17 protein-coding genes, 1 tRNA gene and 1 pseudogene are annotated in these 22563 nt (G+C 44.8%); 12 read left to right on the top strand and 7 right to left on the bottom strand.

The features are described from left to right. Nucleotides 1-413: 413 nt before the first annotated feature. Both F6K52_RS12980 and F6K52_RS12975 read left to right on the top strand, forming a co-directional pair. The gene (locus tag F6K52_RS12980; RefSeq protein WP_293078071.1) at nt 414-1985 is read left to right on the top strand and encodes an FAD-dependent oxidoreductase; all 1572 of its coding nucleotides are present in this window, start codon (nt 414-416) and stop codon (nt 1983-1985) included. Between the two features lie 245 nt (nt 1986-2230). Further along, the gene (locus F6K52_RS12975) at nt 2231-3001 is read left to right on the top strand and encodes an SDR family oxidoreductase (RefSeq protein WP_293078069.1); all 771 of its coding nucleotides are present in this window, start codon (nt 2231-2233) and stop codon (nt 2999-3001) included. An 89-nt stretch (nt 3002-3090) separates the two neighbouring features. On the opposite strand, the gene F6K52_RS12970 is transcribed toward F6K52_RS12975, so the two are convergent. Both F6K52_RS12970 and F6K52_RS12965 read right to left on the bottom strand, forming a co-directional pair. Beyond that, on the bottom strand, nt 3091-3465 hold the full coding sequence (locus tag F6K52_RS12970) for a four helix bundle protein (protein ID WP_293078067.1): 375 nt from the start codon (nt 3463-3465) through the stop codon (nt 3091-3093). A 153-nt stretch (nt 3466-3618) separates the two neighbouring features. Further along, complete coding sequence (locus F6K52_RS12965; protein WP_293078065.1) at nt 3619-5541, bottom strand: family 10 glycosylhydrolase; 1923 nt, start codon at nt 5539-5541, stop codon at nt 3619-3621. Between the two features lie 129 nt (nt 5542-5670). Here F6K52_RS12965 and F6K52_RS12960 point away from each other — a divergent pair, with 129 nt between their 5' ends. Continuing rightward, nucleotides 5671-6063 (top strand): ADP-ribosylglycohydrolase family protein, encoded by a 393-nt coding sequence (locus tag F6K52_RS12960; RefSeq protein ID WP_293078063.1) that lies wholly within the window; start codon nt 5671-5673, stop codon nt 6061-6063. 657 nt (nt 6064-6720) lie between these two features. Continuing rightward, complete coding sequence (locus F6K52_RS12955) at nt 6721-6852, top strand: hypothetical protein (protein WP_293078061.1); 132 nt, start codon at nt 6721-6723, stop codon at nt 6850-6852. On the opposite strand, the gene F6K52_RS12950 is transcribed toward F6K52_RS12955, so the two are convergent. The 3 genes from F6K52_RS12950 to F6K52_RS12940 all read right to left on the bottom strand — a co-directional run bounded on the left by F6K52_RS12950 (nt 6845) and on the right by F6K52_RS12940 (nt 9653). After that, entirely contained in the window at nt 6845-7849 is a 1005-nt protein-coding gene (locus tag F6K52_RS12950) for a hypothetical protein (RefSeq protein WP_293078059.1), read from the bottom strand. The genes F6K52_RS12955 and F6K52_RS12950 overlap by 8 nt on opposite strands. Continuing rightward, nucleotides 7846-8883, bottom strand: coding sequence for a hypothetical protein (locus F6K52_RS12945; RefSeq protein WP_293078057.1), 1038 nt, complete (start codon nt 8881-8883; stop codon nt 7846-7848). Before F6K52_RS12945 ends, F6K52_RS12950 begins: the two co-directional genes overlap by 4 nt. A gap of 110 nt (nt 8884-8993) precedes the next feature. Then, nucleotides 8994-9653, bottom strand: a complete 660-nt coding sequence (locus tag F6K52_RS12940) for an Npun_F0813 family protein (protein WP_293078055.1) — start codon at nt 9651-9653, stop codon at nt 8994-8996. 734 nt (nt 9654-10387) lie between these two features. On the opposite strand from F6K52_RS12940, the gene F6K52_RS12935 reads away from it, so the two are divergent. The 3 genes from F6K52_RS12935 to F6K52_RS12925 all read left to right on the top strand — a co-directional run bounded on the left by F6K52_RS12935 (nt 10388) and on the right by F6K52_RS12925 (nt 12895). Further along, nucleotides 10388-10460, top strand: a tRNA-Arg gene (locus F6K52_RS12935). A 225-nt stretch (nt 10461-10685) separates the two neighbouring features. Then, the gene (locus F6K52_RS12930; protein WP_293078073.1) at nt 10686-10997 is read left to right on the top strand and encodes a hypothetical protein; all 312 of its coding nucleotides are present in this window, start codon (nt 10686-10688) and stop codon (nt 10995-10997) included. Between the two features lie 170 nt (nt 10998-11167). Next, nucleotides 11168-12895, top strand: a complete 1728-nt coding sequence (locus F6K52_RS12925; RefSeq protein ID WP_293078053.1) for a succinate dehydrogenase/fumarate reductase flavoprotein subunit — start codon at nt 11168-11170, stop codon at nt 12893-12895. Nucleotides 12896-12969: 74 nt separating this feature from the next. On the opposite strand, the gene F6K52_RS12920 is transcribed toward F6K52_RS12925, so the two are convergent. After that, complete coding sequence (locus tag F6K52_RS12920; RefSeq protein ID WP_293078051.1) at nt 12970-13845, bottom strand: tetratricopeptide repeat protein; 876 nt, start codon at nt 13843-13845, stop codon at nt 12970-12972. 673 nt (nt 13846-14518) lie between these two features. Here F6K52_RS12920 and F6K52_RS12915 point away from each other — a divergent pair. From F6K52_RS12915 to mraY, 5 genes and pseudogenes are all read left to right on the top strand, one after another. Beyond that, entirely contained in the window at nt 14519-15541 is a 1023-nt protein-coding gene (locus tag F6K52_RS12915; protein WP_293078049.1) for a hypothetical protein, read from the top strand. A gap of 624 nt (nt 15542-16165) precedes the next feature. Continuing rightward, a pseudogene (locus tag F6K52_RS12910) lies at nt 16166-17958 on the top strand (SLC13 family permease). Nucleotides 17959-17983: 25 nt separating this feature from the next. After that, nucleotides 17984-18814 carry a 3-deoxy-8-phosphooctulonate synthase gene (gene kdsA / locus F6K52_RS12905; protein WP_293078047.1) on the top strand — a complete coding sequence of 277 codons (831 nt, stop codon included), beginning with the start codon at nt 17984-17986 and terminating at the stop codon, nt 18812-18814. Nucleotides 18815-18834: 20 nt separating this feature from the next. Beyond that, the gene (locus F6K52_RS12900) at nt 18835-19341 is read left to right on the top strand and encodes an HAD-IIIA family hydrolase (RefSeq protein ID WP_293078045.1); all 507 of its coding nucleotides are present in this window, start codon (nt 18835-18837) and stop codon (nt 19339-19341) included. Nucleotides 19342-20010: 669 nt separating this feature from the next. Then, complete coding sequence (gene mraY, locus F6K52_RS12895; RefSeq protein ID WP_293078043.1) at nt 20011-21120, top strand: phospho-N-acetylmuramoyl-pentapeptide-transferase; 1110 nt, start codon at nt 20011-20013, stop codon at nt 21118-21120. A 149-nt stretch (nt 21121-21269) separates the two neighbouring features. On the opposite strand, the gene F6K52_RS12890 is transcribed toward mraY, so the two are convergent. Beyond that, on the bottom strand, nt 21270-21440 hold the full coding sequence (locus tag F6K52_RS12890; protein WP_293078041.1) for a hypothetical protein: 171 nt from the start codon (nt 21438-21440) through the stop codon (nt 21270-21272). Nucleotides 21441-22563: the final 1123 nt, after the last annotated feature.

The raw sequence follows: 22563 nt of genomic DNA, 5'->3' as shown, positions 1-22563 counted from the left end.
TCTTAGTCGAACGTCTCGAAGAATCTGGCTTTGAACAGGTCGAAACTGAAAATTACTTTGTTAGTAAATATTTGATTGCCCGCAAGCCTGAAATTATATAGCATTTGTATTTGATTTGTCAACATAGGATTGATGGTAACAAGGAGCGAGCAGCAGAAAATTTGGAGCATTATGAAAGCGTTTGGAGGATTTTTTTGTTTTATGAAAAAAAACTGAAACTATTGTTGGTAGAGTCCAGCAATGTAGCCAAATTCCGAAAAATCACCCTTCTCGATTTCCAGCACCAAGAGCCAAAATTAAAAATAAATAGTGAAAATAAATAGTACCCCCAAGGGTACTGTCAATGTCCGACAGCTATCGAAAACTAGAATTATCAGTTAATCAAGTTGTTCAGGAATTGGGGTGAGGGAAAGATGGCCAGTAATCAAGAACGTTCTTACGATGTGATTGGATTTGGTGATGAAGTTCCAGGTATCTTAGCGCTGATCGCTGCTGGTAAAGAGTATCGCCGCCGGACAGGTAAGTATCCACGCATTCTGTTAATGTCCAAAGGCAGTAAACATGAAGGTGTTGGTGGTCATCTGGTCAGGGGAGGTCTGGCCTACCTTGATCGCTGCCAGATTCCTCGTAACCTGCGTAAATCCCTCAAGCTCGACACCTTTGGCTCACCCCCTAGCCTCTACAAAGAATTTTTACAGCGCTCAGGTGTCAACTTAATTGCTCTTGACCCCCGCAAAGCTGATGCCGCCCTCAAGAAAATGATGCAAGAAGCAGGTGTCGCCCTGATCCGGGAAGTCAAGATTGCATCAGTTATTAAAGACGGTCCAAAGCTAGCTGGCATCAAGTTAGCCAGAGGCGAAACCTATTTTGGCAAGCAATTTATCGATTCCACAGTCAATGGAGAATTAGCCCAAGCCGCTGGAGTTAGGAAATTAAAAGGATTTAACACCTTTGGCTTGCCCGAATCCGAACTACCAGTCACCCTAGTATTTGAAACTCATGGACTCAGTATCAAAAGACTAAAGCAGGTAGAGTATGCCTATCTCAAGCGCTTCACTAATCCTGCTGATCAAGAAGCTCAACGGTGGTTAAAGCAAGCTGCTGGGTCTGATGCTCAGTTTGCTGAACGACTCAGGAAGAATATGAGAGACCCCAGGGGTAATCTGAAAACCATGTGGGTCGGTAAAGATTACATCGACATTCGTTCCCCAGCCCTATCCGTAGCTTACCACTCCTTTAGAGGTAAGACCTTCTCTCTAGCAAAAAGTGGTGTCATCCTCGATGAAGGCAATGTGGCAATTCTGCCAGGGGGTAGGCTTTCCTGGAATGCCCTCCTCTGTAAGGTCAATGGCACTGAAGCAGAGGAATTAGCTCAAGGAGGTGCTAAACCCTCTGCTAAGATTCTCGAAGAGATGAATTTCGTTGAAACTTGGCTCAAAGGTATCGGAGCGAAAGCAGTTAAGCCAGCATCTGAGCTTTATATCCGCCATGCAGGCAATATTACTGGTGTCGTAGACCCTCTCTATGGCTCCCAAATGCTCTTAGGTGGCACACCGAATTGGTCTGCTTTGGGAACCTTTGGCTATCATTTTGATGTGCGCGGTGGTATCGAAGGTCTTGGTAACAGAGCCTCTGAGAACGGGATAAAAAGTGTAAGTTTTAGTAAGCCAATTTTCAACATTGGCATCCAGCATGCCCAAATTAAGGCAGTTCCTAATTTAGCCGTTGTCAGTCCTGGTTCTGGGTTTCAAGGGTTTGCTTCCTCCGCTGGTAGAATTGTCGAATTTAATGCTGGTGTTGGTCAGGCATTGGGTATTGCTGCCATTACTGCCCTTCTTTCTGGCAGGAATCTAAGTAATGTATCCAACTCTGAGGTCAGAAAAGTACTTTTAAGCACTAAGCAACTTCCTCGCGTCTATGGATATGCTAATAATAATGAAGCTAAGAAATTGAAGAATTTTGAGTCTTTATTAGTGCTGGTTTGAGATACTTTTGATCAAGTAAATCTTAAGAAATTAATTATTCGCTGACTATTGCTCGATTTATGATATAGCGTTTATCATAGCTATGATAAACGCTATCAAACACTTCTGAGTGGGTGACAATTCCCCTGCAAGCTTTGTGTGGGAAGGGGATATACTGAATTTTTTAGTTGTCTCTTCGTCAGAGTGTTTTACTGATAAACAGTCTAACAATTAAGTGAACGTGAATCTGGTTAATTTCTAATTAAATGAATCTTGAAAACTTATCTTTTTCAGAAAAGACATTCCTAGTAACAGGTGCAGGAACGGGAATCGGTTCCTCGATTAGCGATCGCCTGATCGCCAACCAAGCAAAAGTTATCCTGCACTGCAATACCCACATCGACTCAGCCAAGGAACTGGCATCCAAGGCAAACACTGATTGTGTTGTAATTCAAAAAGATTTATCCCAGCCCCAAGCAGGACAAGAATTAGTGGAGGAAATTCTTAATCTGGGATATGCCATTGATGGTGTTGTGAATAATGCCGCCATCATGACCGAACTCAGCTTGGATGATAATCCCTTACTCTGGGAAGAGAAATGGATCGAAACTCTTCAGGTTAACTTGATTGCTGTTAGTTCCATCACCAGACGGGCTATAGAACACTTTAAGTCCAAGGGAGGAGGAATTATTGTCAATATTTCCAGTCGTGCAGCTCATCGTGGTGATACCCCAGAGTATATACACTATGCAGCCTCCAAAGCAGCACTAAGTAATTTAACTAAAAGTATTGCTCGAAACTTCGCTGCTGATGGCATACTAGCCTATTCTATTTGTCCGGGCTTTGTTGATACCGAAATGGCTGCGGAATTTACCCAAAACTATCCTCTCTCTGAGATTGTATCGGGTATTCCCCTACAGCGAATCGCCCAGCCAGAAGAAATTGCTGCCATGGTGGTTTTCCTATTGTCCGGACAAGTCCCCTCGGCAACTGGAACCAATATTGATATTAATGGAGCCTCATACGTGCGCGCTTAGCGCAGCAGAGAAGTGGTGTTAGGTGTTAGGTGTTAGGTGTTAGGTGTTAGGTGTTAGGTTTTAGGTAAAATGCTAATTATTCGGATAGCCTAATTTTTCTTCTTCTCCTTTAGTTTTTCCATCAGACTGTTGAGCATTCTTCCTATTTCATCGCTTAACTCTAAAACGGGCTGTAACTCATAGTTTTTAAGATAAGATAATCTGCCAGTAATTAGCAAATGTGTTTCCAATTCTTTGAGAGCTCCATTAGCTATGGAGAGATGATGAATATAGTCTCCCAAATGCTGTCTCCCTTTGCCCTCAGCGATATTAGCTGGAATCGAAACAGCAGCTCGTTGAATTTGGCTGCTCAGTCCATAAATCTCAGTTTTTGGTAACTTAGAAGTAAGTTTGTAGCATAGTACAACCAAGTCCATTGCCCGATTCCAAACCTTTAAGTCTCGATAACTCTTAACTTCGAGCACCCTGATCACCTTTTTTGTTTAGTCGTTATGTGACACCTAAAACCTAACACCTAAAACCTAAAACCTAACACCCAAAACCTAACACCTGTAAGATTTTCAATTAGCTTGTGACCCCGTGAGGTTGATACCAACATACTTCAATTCAGCAACGCCTCAATTGGATTTCTTCCAATCCTCTATATCTGGTGCTTTCACAAACTCAGGAAACATGACCTCAAAACCGCTCTGACGCTTAGAAGCTGGTTCATCACTCATATTCAACAAGGTTTCATAGAAGAAAAACGACACACCAGCAAATCCCCGCAGTCGGACAGCATCCACTTGCCGCTGAATTTGTGATACCGGAACTAAGCGAGTTCTTAGACCACTTAAAATCCCAATTCCTACTGGAATATGACTCCGTGCTCTTTTGACTTCTGTCTTGTCTAATTCCGAGATGAAAGTGCTGAAATTATCTCGATAAATCTGGACAATTAGTTCCTCTACCAAACCCCGTTGTTCCCAAGTTGCCCAGTCAGCTAAAAAGAATTGGTAAGAAAAGCGCTGGGGATTGGGAGATAGGGAAATAATCACATCATTGTTACTGTCTTGAACACTGTCTTTAACTGCTCTAAACAGCTTGGTTAGGAAATCCGTAATTTTATTTGCTCGCCACCGTACCCATTCCTGATCCTTTGGGTCAGTGGGGGGAGATTTACCTTGGTGTTCTTGTTTGTACAATTCTACTGTGAAGTCATCGTAACCAAAGGTCACTGGCAAGCCAAAGTGGTCATCGAATTGGATACCATCAACATCATAGTTGCTGACAACTTCGATAACTAAATCTTGAATAAATTGCTGTACCTCTGGTTTAAAAGGATTGAGCCAAACAATCTCTTGTAGTCTTTCATCCTCTGGCTCTAACCCTTTAGTAGTTTGAGTCTTGACCCCATCTTTAGTTTGGGTCAGCCAATCTGGGTGGCGTTTGGCTAATTCAGAATAGGAAGGTGCTTTGAAGCCAAATTCAAACCAGGGAATAACTCTCAAACCATTGTCATGTCCCGCCTCGACAATCTCTTTGAGAACATCTCGTCCTCCCTGCACCCCTTTCTTTGGGTCAAATAAGTCTTTCTCTAACTCCGTCGATATTCGTGCTTCCAGTCCCACTACCCGTTTAGCTACTTGAGACGGATATAGTGTATAACCCCAATTCCACACTGTAGGATATACCGTGTTAAAGTTCAGCTCCTTAAGTTTTTCTAGGCTATCCGTTACTGCTCTATTAGACAACAGTACCTCACTATCAATATTTGTCAGCCATACCCCTCTTAACTCCGCTTCAGTAGAACCAGGAGTTGGTGGCTCAACCTTAGCAATGTATTGATTAGGAATCAATCCAGTGGTTTGGGTAGCTTGGCACAAGAAAGCAGCTACTTCAGCTCGACTAGCTTGTTGGTTAGGTTTGAATTGCTTCACATTAGGGGGATTGACCACAATCTGATTTTCCGTAGCTGCTGCGATCGCATTTTGGGCATAGTTGGGAATTGCCGTAGCATCAGTAAACGCTGTCTTTAAAGTCTCTAGGGAAGGCTTGACCGGTTGATACTTCAATCCACTCGCTAAAGATACTAACGCTTGGACACGAGGGATATTTTGCTTAGGGCGGAAAACTCTACCAGGATAGCCAGCCAAAAATCCCGTTTTATCAGCATTACGAATAGCCTGATTAGCCCAGTAATTAGTTGGTACATCTATGAATTTTTCGTCACTGCGGACTTGAGGAGCACTAGGGAAAGCCTTCAGAAGCAGTGCAGCAAACTCAGCTCTGGTGATGGGAGCATTCGGTTTAAAGGTACCATCTGGGTAACCCCTGATAATATTTTGTTGTGCTAGTTTGGTGATACAAGGTTGAGCCCAATAATTCTCTGGAACATCCTTAAAGGTGCCACTGGCGTAGGATGGGGAAAGCTGCCATAGAGGAATTATCATCCCGATCACAAATAGCAAAATCCACCAACCCTGACGTTTAATGGTTTGCTGAAAGGAAACCAGTCTATTTAACAAGGCTATAAGCCAGAGTTTGAGTAACGGTTTCATGGGTCGAACAAGCTCCGGGTGAGGGTGTTGGGCTAATCAGGATTGTGATTAACCGCGAAGATGCAAAGAACACGACACTAGATTAGCAAACCTTATGGATTAGAGGAGAAATGATCCCATGGAGCTAATATGGAGCTAATTCACCGTTACCGTGGTAGTTTCTTAGGATTGGCTGTTGGGGATGCAGTTGGTACTACTTTGGAGTTTAAGGCACCAGGCTCCTTTAGCCCGATTGAAGATATGGTGGGTGGTGGGACTTTTGGTTTGAAGCCTGGCTACTGGACTGATGATACATCCATGGCCCTGTGTTTAGCCCATAGTTTGATTGACCAACAGGGGTTTGATCCAGTTGATCAATTACAGCAGTATTTGCGATGGTCCCGAGAAGGACAGGTGATTAGGAATCCAAGCACTGAAAACTCCGCCTCAAAGCGAGCCCAGATGAAAGTGGCTAGCGAGTTTAGTCGCCTAGAAAGAAATATTGCAACCGGGGTTGATAATTGTCTAGCCAGAGTATACTAGTAGTATGAGTACAGGCTGAAAAACCGTTCGCGTAGCGTGGCCTTTGGCCTTGGCGCAACCGGGAGAGAGACCCGCCACTGCATGACCTGAAAGTAGTAATGCTCGGAGGGTAGGGAAAGTCCTCCTTAAAAACCCAATCGTTAATTAGCAGTTAACGTGTGAACCTAGCAGAACACGACTTGAGATAGAAAACGGTACGGCGGGGCACGCCGGAACCAGGTGAATAGGGAAGAAACGGACTATGCACATGCACTTTCCTGCAAGTAGCCAAACGCTATCGCGAGAATTGCCCGCTGGGTCTACTGTGAACTAAACTGAATTCTTGGTCTTGACGGGTCTTTGGTTTAGATATTGCCTACTTTTTGGCGGCGTCAAAGATTAGGACACAGTGGTTTAAGGCAGCAAGGCCGTAGGCCACGCTACGCGAACGTTGATCTAGGAATCGCCGTTCTTTCAAGACGGCGAGTGTCAAGGAGAGCAAGGGATACCAGAATCTTGGCGTTCCCGACTGGTTAAACGGGAGCTGATTGAGTCCACAGCTGAGCAACTATTTGCCCTGGCTCAACGTGCTTAAGTTATATCAATTAAGTGATATCAAGTTAAGTTATATCAATCAATAATTTATAGTGTTTCTCATACTTATGAACTAGATGCCATATGCTTCCCCCCTCCCACCCTTCTGCCAGCAGTAGGGGGGATTCCGACTCCCGACTCCCGACTCCCAACTCCCTAAAACCCCCAAAGGCCAAAGTCCCTCAGCCAGAAGCAACGGGACTTGATATTAAATAGAATAGACCTGACCATCAATTAATAATCGGGTAATTCCTTTAGCTTGCAAATAGGACGAGGTCTTCTGAAGCATCTGAGCATCAGGAACCTTGATGACTCGCTCAGAACGGTTAGAAAAACGCCGTGCCACCCTATGGTTTTCAAATACTGGCAAGGTTGTCTCTTGAACTTCTTCGTCAGGAATTTGTCCGAGGTCGCTAAACTCATTCAGAGGGCGAGCAATTAACTCCGCCGCTCGGCTGACTACCAAATAGCAGGTTTTAGGAAGAGAAGCTTCCGAGAGGGGCAAAATTTCAATGTAAGAACCGCTTTTAGCCACAGAGGTTCTGATGGATTCGTGAATCTCAGGATCTGGCAAGTCATCGTCCCAATCTTCATCTAGGTCATCTAGGTCATCTAGATCATCTAGGCCATCTAGATCATCCAAATCCTCTAAATCCTCTAAATCATCATCTTGATCCAAATCCCCTAAATCTTCGTCCAACAACTCGGTGAATCTCCTAGTTGCTAGTCCCTTATGCTCAGGTAATAATTCATCTTGGTGATCAACAGACTTATCTTCCTCTGAACCTGATGTGGTAATATCAAGTTGCAATTGGGTATGTTGCTCCTCTTCCTCCACTGGTGGTTGAGCAGCCACAGAGGAACGCTTACGCCGCCGACGTCCATCAGTAGAGGTTGGAGTCAATAAATCACTGATAGATTCTGCTAATGGTTCATTTTTGAGTACAACTAGCGATGATTTAGCGGCTGTTTCTACCACAGGCTTAGCGGTTTTGACAGTAGAAGAGGAGAGATTTTCAGCAGTACGATTAGAGCGCTTTTGTTGAATTAGAGCCTCGTATTCTTGCTCCAACAAGTTGCTCTTAAGGATACGGCTAATGGTGGAGTTACTAACTCCATAACGGTCAGCCAGCGTTGAGGTTGTCTCTGCTGTCTGTCGATATAGTTCGAGGATGTCCTGTTTATCGACATCAGATAGTTTTCTTGGACTCATGCTACTTTTTCAGCTCGCCTGCGTGAACCACGACGGGAACGGCTCGATATTTGATATTCCAGGGCAGCCCCTATTGCAAACAATACACCACTGAATACAAAAAAGACTTCTGGTAAACCGCCACTTTGGTAGTTCGGTCTAGTCTCAGCATACTTAAACCACATATCTGCAATGTACAGGCAAAATGTTGCAGCGGCAATCATTTGCCAGGATTGGGAAAAACGTCCACCCCAAAACGCTAACAGTAGGGATGAGGCAATAATCAGCAGAATTACATCGCAACCAATGTAGAGGGTGGTCAATTGGTTTGAATAGGCACTCAGTGACTTGTCAAGTTCAATCGCCCACCTTGGAGAATTATGATTGGTACTCTGATTAGCCTCAGATTTGGTTATTTGAGATGACTTTATTGCTGAGATGACAATACCATTATTTTCCTTGACCACAAGTGGTGTGGTCGAGTCAGAAATAGAATAGGCAATGGTCAGATCAGGAGATTCAGGAGTGCTTGATTGGAAGGAAGGAGCAAATAAGAGCAAAGCAGCTAAGGCCATCCCCACTATGGCAATCGCTATAATCGTTAACCCTTGCCAAAGTTCTAAGTTTAAGCGCCTGGGAATAACTGCTAAAAACATCCCTACCCCAAGACACACATAGGAGGATAAGTAAAACACATCTGCTAGTGATACATCAGGGTTAAGGTTAAAATACAGCTCCCACACACCGAATATCAAGCCACCCATCAAATAGAACAGATTCCCCAGAGCGAGTCCTAGCCAGACATTTCGTCCACTGGCAATCTGAGGGCTGCGCCAATTTCTGAAACAGAGAATACTTGCTACTAGGAAGGGTATACATTCTAAAAAGTAGGTACTAATCACGTACCAAAATGGACTCTCTTGCCCAGGGGATGTAATACCAAACAGCAAGAAAAATAATAGGGAAATAATCGCCCAAGCAATACCACCATAGATGATGGTACTGCTGCTGAGGGGAGATAGATTACCTGATGACCGTTCTGCAGAGCTGCTCATAGGAATTTCACACTTATCACTGACTGGCACAATAAGACTATGGTTAGCCAGATAACATATTAATGATTCTAATCGCTTAGTTTTAATTGTAGATTATTGCCATATGTAGATTATTGCCATAGTTGACCAAGATCAGAGTTGTTAAGCCAGTTGATAAACTGAGTTTGCTCAGCCGCAGGCATATCCTGCAAGATATCGCTAACCCCCTGAGCAAAGTTGGTATTGCCAAAATAGCCTTTACCTAAGCGATAGAGTTCTTGCAACAGGGTGATCAGATGATGTTCTTCCCAGGTAGGAAAATCCGAATTGGTAAGGGGGTCGATTTTGAGCAATTGTTGTACAGCTTCGGTCGATTCAACCTGGGGAAATTTTGAATCTATCAAGATTTTGGCGATATCCTTCTGAAACAACCCAGCTTGTCTAGCTCCTAAGAAGTCTTCCACATCCATATACACAGTCTGTAGTAGCAAAATACAGGCTTGAATGTAGGATACCCTAGTGCCCCCAGAGCTGGGTTCACTCCCTAATTGCTCCAGACGGATTTTTCCCCAAACGCTGTAGCGATCAGGTTCTTCCAACAATACACAAGCTTTTCCCCGATGATCGGTGAGGTCTCGCCAGAAAGCTATGGCTTCCTCTTCCTTAGTGGCACCAAATACACTGAGCAGGCGAAAGGTTTGCCCCTGGTAATTGAGAATTGGGATTTGCTGCTCCCTCTGTGGGTGCTGAATACTAGAGATTTCAACATCCTGCCTTTTCAAAATAAACATGATACTGGCACATGACTCCTGACCCTGTCAGGGGGTGCTGTTGACGAAGTGTTCTAACCCCCTAGTACTCTGTCAATTTAGTTTTGAGGGTTAGGGCAAGGTGGCAAGGTGGCACGCTGGCAAGGTGCGGGGGTGTTAAGTCATACCTAATGCTTAGTAAAAGCATCCGGGAAAGTATAGTTTACCCCTCAATTCAATTTTGACAGAGTACTAGTCACTATCTCCTAATCAGAATCCTTGTGACAGAGTCTGACTAAGGTCTGATCAGTGACACTGACTATTTACCTACCTTAACTCGGGTTCGAGCTAAGTGCCTTGAGTCTTACCGCTAATTGAGACAAGCAATCGATAATTGTGGTGGCTATCCACTTAAGCTGAAGGCTATGCTCAGGTAAGCTATCAGTTATCAGCTAATGCGCTACGCGCACGCGTGGCCAACGGCCAACGGCTGAATGCTGAGATAGGGAACGGGAAACGGGGAACGGGCAAGGATTAACAAGCAATGCTTTCTGTTAGCGGAGCCATTGTTCCTTGATCCGAAGTTCCCTGTTGCTCTTTGACCTTGACTGTACCGTTTTTAATTGGTATGATTAAGGGCTATGGTTTATGTTTTTTCGACACAGGAATGAATACCCACAAAGCGCCTTGATAGGACTAGGTATTAGGCACACAGAGACTACTACCCGATCACGAGCCAAGCAAAAACAGTTTTTTCTGATGTATGATATAGCTATGCCCTCGTAGCTCAGTGGATAGAGCTAGGGATTTCTAATCCCTCGGCCGTAGGTTCAAATCCTACCGAGGGCGCTTATATTTAATTGGTTATTGGTCAAAAGTCAATACCATCTGGCTTAATCTGGTTCACAAAATACACAGGACTAAGGATTAATGACTAATGACTAAATGTAAAGTCTAAATGTAAATGTAAATGTAAAGTGATGTTGCGCTCCTCTTAAAAATTATTGAGAAATCCCCCAAACCTGGATGAGACGCATATGCTTAGAAAAATAAAGAAATGTGTCAATAGATGCCATGGATAACTTACAACGATATCGCATTGTCTGCACCCTAAGCTTTGGTGACATTTATGGACAAATTATGGTTTGGTTAATCGTAATTTTTCTGAGTCTCGCCTCAGCCTTAGCTCTTTGGAGTGCTGACCGCCAAATTTACGCTCTGGCAACTGTCGGGCTGATTTTGGTACTATCTTTGCCTTTCCTGCTCTTTGCCTTCGTGACTACATTGTTAAACCATATTGAAATTTCTCAGATGGAAGAGGAGGAAACCACATCAACAGCTGGAGGCAGAGCGCCTAGACAGAAACCTATTGGGGCGACCGGTTGAAGAGCATCCGAACCATCCCCGGCTTTTTCCGCAACCCGGGGATGGGGAGTTGAGAGCCTCCGTCCTTAAGGAGGGGCGCTTCATACTTTTTCCGCAATCCTAGAGGGAAATGCCAAGAGGCTAAAACCTAGAGCCTAAAATAGGAATTCGGATTCCATGATGAGAGCGAGATGCTAGAACACGATGTCATTATTGTCGGTGGGGGATTAGCTGGATGTCGCGCTGCTTTAGAGATTAAACGCTCTGAGCCTAAGCTCGATGTCGCCCTTGTGGCTAAAACTCACCCAATTCGTTCCCATTCGGTGGCTGCCCAAGGGGGTATGGCAGCTACTCTGAAGAATGTTGATGCTGACGATAGCTGGGAAGCCCATGCCTTTGACACGGTTAAAGGGTCTGACTACTTGGCAGACCAGGATGCAGTAGAAATCCTAACCAAAGAGGCTCCAGAGGTGGTCATTGAGCTGGAACACATGGGGGTGCTGTTTTCGCGCTTACCAGATGGTCGGATTGCTCAGAGGGCTTTTGGAGGGCATTCCCATCGCCGCACTTGCTACGCGGCAGATAAGACGGGTCACGCCATTTTGCATGAACTGGTGAACAATCTCCGGCATAACGGTGTAAAACTCTACGATGAGTGGTACGTTATGCAGCTGATTTTGGAAGAGGGTCAGGCAAAAGGGGTGGTTATGTTCCAGCTCCTAGACACGAAGGTGGCAGTAGTACGGGCAAAAGCGGTCATGTTTGCTACTGGGGGTTATGGACGGGTATTTAATACGACCTCCAATGACTTTGCTTCCACTGGAGATGGTCTGGGAATGTCAGCTCTGGCTGGGGTGCCTTTGGAAGATATGGAGTTTGTACAGTTTCATCCTACGGGCTTGTATCCGGTGGGAGTTTTGATTTCTGAGGCGGTACGAGGGGAAGGGGCTTATCTGATTAACTCAGAAGGCGATCGCTTTATGAGGGACTACGCCCCCAAACAAATGGAACTGGCACCCCGGGATATTACTTCAAGAGCGATTACCCTAGAACTCAGAGCTGGTCGTGGCATTCATCTTGATGGCAGTGCAGGTGGACCTTTTGTTTACCTTGACCTGCGCCACATGGGCAAAGAAAAGATTATGAGTCGGATTCCGTTTTGCTGGGAAGAAGCCCATCGATTGGTTGGTATTGACGCAGTACATCAACCAATGCCAGTACGACCAACTGCCCACTATTCCATGGGGGGAATCCCTGTCAACACCGATGGACAAGTTCATAGTGGTGAAGATGGATTAATTGAGGGCTTCTTTGCCGCTGGGGAATCAGCCTGTGTCTCTGTTCATGGGGCAAATCGCCTCGGGAGTAATTCCCTGTTGGAATGTGTGGTTTATGGCAAAAGAACTGGTGCTGCGATCGCAAAATACGTCCAAGACCGGAAGTTACCAGACATTGACGAGCAATCCTACATCAATGCAGCCCAGGCAAAAATCAAAGCCCTTGTGGAAAAATCTGGCACCTTACGGCTTAACCAGTTGCGTCAAGCCTTCCAAGACTGTATGACCCAATTCTGTGGCGTTTTCCGTAACCAAGCGTCCATGGAGGAGGGATTAAACCAACTGCAACAATTCAAACAACAGTACCAGCAAATTTATTTGGATGACAAAGGCAACTGCTGGAACACGGAAATTATCGAAGCCTTGGAACTGCGCAATTTAATGATAGTCGGAGAAATGATTCTTACCTCTGCTGTGAACCGACGAGAAAGCCGGGGTGCCCATAGCCGGGAGGATTATCCCCAACGGGATGATCCCAATTTTCTTAAACACACCCTAGCGTTTTACTCATCTGCAGGTATTGACCTGCAATATAAACCCGTCAACATTACCTTGTTTGAACCGAAAGAGCGGAAGTATTGATGATTCCTCCGAGACTGCGTCAGTAGTCGAGTCATGAGTAACTAGGGTTACTACTCTGTCTTGGTTACTCATGACTAATTTTCTGGAGTTTCTGGAGTTTCTGGAGTTTCTGGAGTTTCGGCTGCCAACTGTTTGACTTGGTCTTTGTACTTGGCTGGTGCTAGGGATTCAGCCTGGTCAAACAGGGGTTTAGCCTTTTCATTGTTACCCTGTTCTTTAAAAATCATGGCTTTAGCTAGCACTGGTCTCCAGTCATCTTGGCTGCCTTTAATCGCCTGGTCATAGATAGCTGTGGCTTCGTCATAACGCTTCTGATTCGCGTAAACTTGACCTAACAACAACTGCACAGAAATGACATCAATGCTCCCAGGTTTAATCTCATTGACTTGCTGGGAACTTTTTAAGGTGTCTTGCAGCAAACCGATGGCTGCTTCTGGGCGGTTTTCCTGGGTTAGCAAACTAACTAACCCTTGCAGAGCATTCATATCCCCAGGCTTAGCGTTTAGTATGTCCCGATAGGCTTGAGCTGCTCCTTCGCGATCGCCAATTTGTTGTTTTACCTGAGCCAGCAAGACTCCATAATCTGTCTGGTCTGTATTGAGTTTGGCTAACTTTTCTAGGGGTTCAATGGTGCCTTTGATGTCTCTGAGCTGCAACCGTATCTCCAGCAGACCTCTCAAAGCCGTTAAATTTTCTGGTTCTCGCTGCAAGACTAGTTCATAACCCTTGGCTTGAGCTTCTAGTTCTGCTTGCTGCTGGGCAGAAATATTTGGTGTAGCTGTAGGTGTTGCCCCAACAGAGGCGGGATTATCCTTGAAAACATTCCCTAGCAAAGGAATCATCGAAATACCGATAAAGGCTAGCACAGCTAGTACTAGCACTATTTTGATCCACAGACTGCGCTTTTGAGACACAAAACTTTCTTGAACTGTTCTATAAAACGTGAACATCGCGGACAAAAACGTCACAACGACGCCTGTTTACTTCCTGTTTCAACTAGGACTGTCGGCAGCACCCTATCCACAGGCTTCAAATCGGCTGGAACCCAACCTAATATTGAATTTGAGGTGACAACTTTGTGGCTCTACTCCGTTATTTTCGGGAGATTTAAAACTGATGGCTTTACTCAGTTACCTTTTCACAGGCTACCCACTCTTGTAGAAGATTATCTGGATGTCAAGCCTAATACTGTTATTGCTTGGTTATTGCATAGGCCGATTGTACCACATTCCCAGAGGAGTTTTGTTGAAAACATGCGTAACATACCCGCATGTACTAGATTGCTACTGTATTCCCATTATGAAACGATTTGGGGCTTTTAAAGTCTCCTCCCATCAATCCCACCCATTAAATAAGCTAGCATTAAGGCTCAGTTAAATCGGCTAGAAACCGCTCAGATTAAAGATTCCATAAACTTTGCGGATCTAACCTTTATCTCACTGCATTCTGTACAGTGGGTAGACTAGTACCAAGTGCGCTCACCCTCCAGTTTTTTGGTGGCAACAGTCCACAAGAATTTCTTCTGGAAAGGACACCGGAAAGCTGGAACATGTTGACAAGACAATGCTGCCAATGTCAGTCAAAACCACCCATGGGAATGTGTCTCCGCCGCTAGGAGGTTATATGAATTCGTCTGTGAATCGGCTTCCCGACTCAGCTGAGTCGTCTGGAATCCAACCACCGGAAGTATCCAGTGTGCAAAACCAGCCCCCAGAAACACCAACTGGTGGCTCTCAAGATACCACCAAATCAGATCCCTTAGCTGAATCTAATGGGACAGTAATTACTCAGGTCTTAAGTCAGGTCTCCAGTGAGGTCTCAAGACAGCACCCAATTCCTGCCCCCAGTGAACCTAGGCAATACCGCGCCATCGGTCTGGTCAATGGCAAATATATGCCTTCCGCAGAGCAGTTGACCAGGGGAACACTTGTAGCGGCAGATGGAACCTTGATTGATGCGGTGTTACTCGGTCGGGTCATGAGTTTGGTCAAGAATCACTTAGATCTCAATCAGCCCCACCTCTGGGTTGTCTATCCCCGCATCAGGCAAGCAGACGATAACTTACATGTCCAAATTGTTGGCGTCTGGGAACCAGAAACTCTCGAACCCACAGCTGAAGCTGAAACAACTGACTCGGGAGTTGCTCAGTCCGAAGCAGAAGTCGAGACATCAAATGACTGCTCAGAAGCTGAGGTGGAACCGATTCCTAAGGATGGCTATTTTTCCATTCGTGGCGAGGTGATCTACCATTCGCGGGAGAATGAACAAGTCGTTGTTAAAATTAGGCAATTACCTCGTAAAGAGTCAGATAAGCCTAAGTTTTTCAAGTTAAAGCTTAAGGGTTGCCTCGGAGAAAGGGTCGTTGGTCATTTTTGGGATTTACATGCACAGCTGCAAGCCAATACCCTGGTAATCCAGGAAGGAAATGATATTGGTTTTCTCAACAAAAAAGGACCAAAGAGGAAACCATTTAATAAAAATAAGAAACGTTTTGGTGCTAACAAGAGTTACCCGAAGCCACGCCCTGCTCGTAAAAAGGATGGCGCGGCTATAGCCACAGCACCCAAACCCCAAACACCAAGACCGAAACCGATCAAGCGTATTGACAAGGGTAGTCAGGGTGATCCCTCTGGGAATTCTGCTTGATGGGAAGTGGAGAATTGCTCGGAGCGTGAGCTACCACGCTTTACTTTGAATGAAGATGGGGGGATGGGGGAATGGGGACGGACATAGAATATCCCCTACTCCCCTACTCCAGATATATATTCTCCTAGCATACTCAGAGGGACTCGCAGGAGTTTATTCAATTTTCATTTAATTGATTTTTTGGTTGGCGAGATGGTAGGATTAACGGTTAACGGTCAACCGTTAACGGTCAACATTCAACAATAATTGACAGTTTATTATTAAAGTGTTTTAAACAAAGGCTGTCTTAATTTAAAGTTTTAATTAAGGGCTCTAATTGAATAGATTTTAATAAATAATTAAGTTCATAACTACGGATGAATTCGGGGAATAAATACTAGTACATTATTGTTCCGAAGTTCCGAATTTATGAACTTACCTTTAAGTTTATTTGATGCCCTAAGGATTATGCTCAAATATATAACTATAAATTATAGATTTGATGAAGGATACGCTAACTAATAGCGTTATTCAATCCTATGGCGAGATAAATTCCATGGATAGGTAAATTTATAAAAATCTTTGATTGATGTCCATGAGCTACCTAATTAAGGTAGTCTTTTTTGGTGAGAGCCTACGCTATCTATGACTATTTTTCTAACCCTGAGCGTTGTTGTACTAGCTTTAATCAGTTTCATTAGGGAATGGATGCCAGTGGATATCACTGCGATCTCAGTGATGGTATTACTGATGCTTCTAAAGCTAGTCACCCCAGAACAGGGAATCTCAGGTTTTGGCAACCCTGCCACGATCACTGTGATGGCTATGTTTATCCTCAGTGCTGGGATTGCCCGAACTGGGGCGCTTCAAATCGTGAATGACCTACTGCTGAAGTGGGGAGGCAAGGAGTCAACCCAGCAAATCTTTACCATGGGAATGATTGCTGGGCCGATCACGGGTTTCATTAACAATACCGCTGTGGTGGCTGTACTACTTCCTATTGTAGAAGATTGGTGCCGCAAGCAAAGTATTTCCCCTTCTAGGCTTTTGATGCCCTTATCCTTTGTCACTATCTTAGGGGGCATGATCACTACCATTGGCACCTCCACTAATGTCTTGGCCAGTGGGTTGTCTAAACAGTTGGGCTATGGTGATTTCAGCTTGTTTCAATTCACCCAATTGGGGCTAATTACATTTACCGTAGGATTGGCATATTTGGCTCTAGTGGCACCCCGACTTTTGCCCAACCGTAAAGTAGCTAGCAATGGTATTGTCACTCAAGACTATAATCTCAAAGAGTATGTCAGTGAAATTGTAATTACACCAGATTCCAGCCTAGTGGGGCAAACCCTACGTGCCAGTGAAATCCAGCGGAAGTTTGATTTGGACGTTTTGGAACTAATTCGCAATGGTAGCCGTTTTCCCCAACCGCTGGCAGATAAAGTATTGCGACCAGGGGATATTTTGATTGTGAGGTCTGGTCGGGAGTGTCTGCTGAGAGTCAAAGATCAACGAGGGATAGAAATCTTAGCTGATGTCCAATTTGGACAGCAACCCTTGGAAACCGGTCTTACCTCTGGGGAGGAGGGGATTGCTGAGGTGTTGATCCTGGCTAACTCTAATTTAATTGGCTCAACCTTAAAGGATATGCGGTTTCGGCAACGCTATAACAGTACGGTTTTGGCAATTCGACGGGGACAGGAACTGGTCAGAGAAAGACTTGGAGGAGTTACTTACACTTTGGTGATGTGCTGTTGGTACAAGGTCCGAGGCAAAGTTTGTTGGGATTGCAAACCAGTCGAGATTTGTTGGTGATTGGACAGCGAGATTTAGAAACCCTACGGCGAGAGAAAGCAGGGATTGCGATCGCAATTAGTGTAGGGGTAGTCTTAGCAGCTGCCTTTAATGTGCTACCGATTATGGTGAGTGCCTTGTTGGGAGTGGTGTTGATGGTGATCACTGGTTGTCTCAAGCCTGGGGAACTGTACGGAACAGTACGCTGGGATATTATTTTCCTGCTGGCTGGGTTAATTCCTTTGGGAATAGCGATGAAGGAGTCAGGCACAACTGAATGGTTAGCAGAAAATCTAGTAGCACTAGGGGGTAATCTTCCTGGTTATTGGTTGTTAACACTGTTCTATGTGGTTACTGTCCTGATCACAGAGGTGCTGTCTAACAATGCTTCGGTAGTGTTACTATTGCCGATTGCTGTGGAGGTAGCTAAGAGTTTGAGTCTGAATCCTTTAGCGTTTATGTTTACAGTGATGTTTGCCGCATCTAATAGTTTTATGACTCCGATTGGGTATCAGACCAATACTATGGTTTATGGGCCAGGGGGTTACAGGTTTTTGGATTTTGCTAGGGTAGGTGCCCCATTAAGTTTGTTGATGGCGTTGATTATTCCGCCACTGGTGATTGCCCTGTATGGGTTGTCTTGAGTTTTACCGCTATAAAGCAACAGTCATGAATCATACCCAAATCACTGATACCCTCTCGATTGGCGATCGCTGCCCACTCACCCTGATTGGTGGTCCGTGTGTTATTGAATCGGAAGACTTTACATTAAAAATGGCAGAGGAGATCCATAAAGTATGCGATCGCTTAAATATTCCTTTCATCTTCAAGTCTTCCTTTGACAAAGCCAATCGCACTTCAATCAACTCCTTTCGGGGACAAACCCTAGACACAGGTCTAGAAATTCTCCAGAAAGTTAAACGAATGGTGGGTGTGCCAGTGCTTACCGATATCCACGAAAGTCACCAAGCTGCAACGGTTGCTGAAGTAGTTGATGTCTTACAAATCCCAGCTTTTCTGTGCCGCCAAACTGACTTGCTAATCGCTGCGGCTGCTACAGGTAGAGCAATTAATGTCAAAAAAGGTCAGTTTCTTGCCCCTTGGGATATGAAGCATGTGGTCACCAAACTGGAAGCTGGGGGAGCCAAGAATATTTTACTCACAGAGCGGGGTACTAGTTTTGGTTACAATACCCTAGTGGTAGACTTTCGCTCCCTCCCTCAGATGCGCGAGTTAGGTTATCCTGTGGTTTTTGATGCCACTCATAGCGTCCAAATGCCAGGAGGAAAGGGAGATAAATCTGGTGGACAGCGGCACTTTGTTCCCTATTTGGCCAGAGCTGCGGCTGCCGTTGGCATTGATGCTCTGTTCATGGAAATTCATGAAAATCCTGACATCGCCCTTAGTGATGGTCCGAATATGGTGCCATTAGCGGAACTGGAAAATGTCCTAAAGGGAATTCTGAATGTTCGTGCAGCTTTGGACGCTACAATTGGGTAAAATTTGCGGATGAATTTGCTATGAATAACATCCCTGATCCTGAATTACAAGCACGTTTATCCCAGGTGAAACTGCTAGCCCTAGATGTAGATGGGGTTATGACCGATGGCGGACTTTACTACACAGAAAGCGGTGAAGAACTCAGAAAATTTAATGTCAAAGATGGCATGGGTATCAGGCTACTCCAACAGACTAAAATTGAGGTAGCTGTTATAACTAATAGCAGTTCTAGGGCAACGCGAAATCGAGTCCAAAAGCTAGGAATCAAGTACAGTTTTTTTGCCGTTGAAGATAAGTTAGCTGTCCTCAAAAAACTCTGTGAACAGTTAAGTTTATCTCTTTCCCAAGTCGCCTATGTTGGTGATGATATCATTGATTTAGCCGTTCTGAAAGCTGTAGGATGTCCCCTAACTGTTGCTGATGGGATATCAGAAAACCAAGACAGTGCTGTGTATGTGACCAGATTAGCAGGTGGTCAAGGAGCAGTTCGAGAAATATGTGAGCTCTTGATCAAAGCACAGGTTTAAGGGTTATTAATAACACTTCCAAATTTGAAAGATAACCTCTGAAAAGCTTAGTAAGCAATGCGTCTCAATTGACACTCCCCGGTAGCGCATACGCGGGGATTCTTCATTCAACGACCCAGCGTGGCTGTTCCTGACCGGAGTCAAGATCCGACACTGCCTACAATACCCACTCTCCCTAAAATACCCACGCTTCCCACACTTCCGGCACTTCCCTTCTTTCTTATAAAGATGAGATGCACCCCCCAGCTGTTGGTAAGTATAGCACTACGCATTAAAGTTAGGACATTGATACAAGCTGAAAACGTTGTCTAGTAAACTTTTGCCTCTTGCCTCTTGCCTCTTGCCTTGCGCGTAGCGCTATATATGCGCTGGGGGAACAGCAGTCAGGGATCAGCCGTCAGCCATTCCCGTAGCCCATTAGCTGAAGGCGCACGCTTGGGCATAGCGCATAAGCTGATAACTCCCTAGATCTTGGTAGTGATCGGGTCATCCTGTCATCCGGTCATGCCTTGATCATCTCGTATTTTTTAAAAAATCAATCCTACCCTGAGCGATCGCATACCTTTGATGTTAGGATTTGACTCGTAACCGTAAATTATACGGATATGGGCAAGGATACAGGGAATTGTATCTTTGTGAGGAGTGTTAAAAAAAAGGAATAAGAGGCTTGTGGTAGATTCTAAACGATTGTCTGGGCAGTTGTTCAACTTAACGGGAACTAAACTCCTATATATTCTATCAATCGGCTTAACTCTGGGTGCATTAATTCTGGATGGGACAGCAGCTCGGTCCCTGATCGCAGGTAACTCCATCACTATACCCCTGTTGATCTGTGCTCTGATCACTACTGGGATTGGATATCGAGCAGTCCCCTTTCTACAAGCACTCAAAATGGGTCAGATTATTCGTCAAGAGGGTCCCCAATCCCATTTACAAAAAGCGGGTACCCCCACCATGGGTGGCATATTTTTTGTGCCGGTAGCAGTGGTGATTGCCCTGGTGTGGTCAGGATTATTCCTCCAACAGCAGGATTTTATCCCGGTCCTAGCGGTATCCCTAGCAACCCTTGGCTATCTGTTCATTGGCTGGGTGGACGATTGGCAAGTAGTCCAACGCCGCTCTAATAAAGGTATGTCCCCGAGAATGAAACTGGCCTTACAAATTGTGGTCAGTTTACTGTTTTGTCTATGGTTATCACAAACCCAGCCAGCCAGTATCACTAATATCACCTTACCCTTAGGGTTCGTCTTACCCTTGGGATTCTTATTTTGGCCGGTGGGTATATTTGTGCTATTAGCAGAAAGTAATGCTACTAACCTTACGGATGGAGTGGATGGACTAGCAGCAGGAACCTGTGCGATCGCATTTTTAGGACTAGCTGCCCTGATTGCTCCGACCTCCCCTGGTTTAATGGTCTTCTGTGCTTGTATGAGTGGCAGTTGCCTAGGTTTTATTGGCCACAACCGCAATCCCGCCAAAGTCTTCATGGGGGATACCGGTTCTCTAGCCCTAGGAGGATCCCTAGCAGCAGTAGGACTCTTGACTGGGAACCTTTGGGGTTTATTTATAATTAGTGGTATTTTCTTCCTAGAAGCCGTCTCAGTGATTGCTCAAGTTAGTTACTATAAAGCCACCAAAGATTCTAATGGGGTGGGTAAACGTTTATTAAAAATGTCACCGTTCCACAATCATCTGGAACTTTCTGGCTGGTCAGAGACCCAGATAGTGGCGGTATTTTATTTAGTTAATGGGCTTCTGGTCTTGTTGTGTTTGGGCTGAATTCTCATTGCTTCTTTGTCCTGGGTTGTTGCCTTGGAGGGCTCGGGGAGCAAAATCATACCATCATTAAACAACGCCAATGTTTTTGCTGATTGTGTTGATGCAATGTCTTGATGTAGTCGCTCATGGGGAGGGGCAGCATCAAGACATTATTTTTGCAATAGCAATCCGTGTAGGAATTGAGAGAATTTTGATGCCATATTCCTTACTCCCGTCTTGATGCAAAGCGCGAGTGGGACGGCCTCCTGTGACCGCCCTGCATCGCTACTCCCGTCTTGATGCAGTCGCTCATGGGGGAAACCCCCAAGACCGCGCTGCATCGCTACTCCCTGTTCCGGTGATCCGCTTTTCCCTTTGCTAAAGAGGTCTACTGATTCATGGTTCATTCTTAATAATTTATACTGATTTTTCATATTTAATAATTCATCCTTCATAATTTAATAATTTACCCTTCATAATTCATACTTACTTGATAATTTTACTTTCACATTTAATAGTTACTTCATATATAAAAATATATAAAAATATATCTGACCTAGCACTTGATTTTCTCCAATCAATGAATTAGAATTCTATCCAGAGAACGAATAAAGATAAATGGGTTGCAACGTTAATTTTGCCCCCATCGGTAAGATAGCTGTTTTTGGGTTATTCAGGGTGCCCTTGCTTCCAAAGTTTGTGGTTGCCAGGTTAAACAAGGTGCTTAACACTCCCTAGGGTCTTGGGTTATCCCAAAACTCGATTGTAGGTATGGGTAACTCCAATTAGGAGCCTATAGAGTTAATAACTAAAAAAGAATCTCCAGGATTCTAGTGGGTGGAGTGTGGAAAATTTCGTTCCAAACTAAACCAATTCGTCAGGAGATTTTCCTCAATGGCAAGTATAGCAATTAATGATATTCAGGAATCCGAGAGCTTTTTGACTGAGCTCAACCATACAGATTTGGCGATGGACCAAATTAACGGTGGTAGCTTCTTCCCGGTATTCCCGCTATTCCGGCCGCGGCCGTTCGTGCGGCGGCCACTTTTGGTCGGTTTTTTACTAGGATTGTTATTCTAGTGAAGTATTAATTTATATCCTCTGGTTTTGGTAATCCTACCATTATCAACCAATTTTCGGGGACTTTAACTTACTATTCTCCCCGAGGATTGGCAGGGCTATTTGATTGTCGTAAAAGATAAATGGCCAGATGGGGCTAATTTTCCACAAGGGATATAGCCCCGTCTTGGAGAGCCAGAGCGGTCTTGGGCATCTCGCCCAAGACCGCTTTAGTATGGTTTACAGCGCTTTGCAATCGCTGTTAGGTACTTTCGTTCTGGGTTTTTAGGGAGCAGGGAAGAGACAAGAGGCAAGAGGCAAGAGGCAAGAGGCAAGAGGCAAGAGGGAAAACAATCCTGTGTACCTGAGGTGCGACCCGTGGCGAATTTCATTCTTAATGGTAAG

This window comes from Moorena sp. SIO3H5, from assembly GCF_010692395.1.
GTDB lineage: Bacteria > Cyanobacteriota > Cyanobacteriia > Cyanobacteriales > Coleofasciculaceae > Moorena.
The sequence above is the reverse complement of the archived record's forward strand: the minus strand, read 5'-3'. Positions and strand labels throughout refer to the sequence as shown.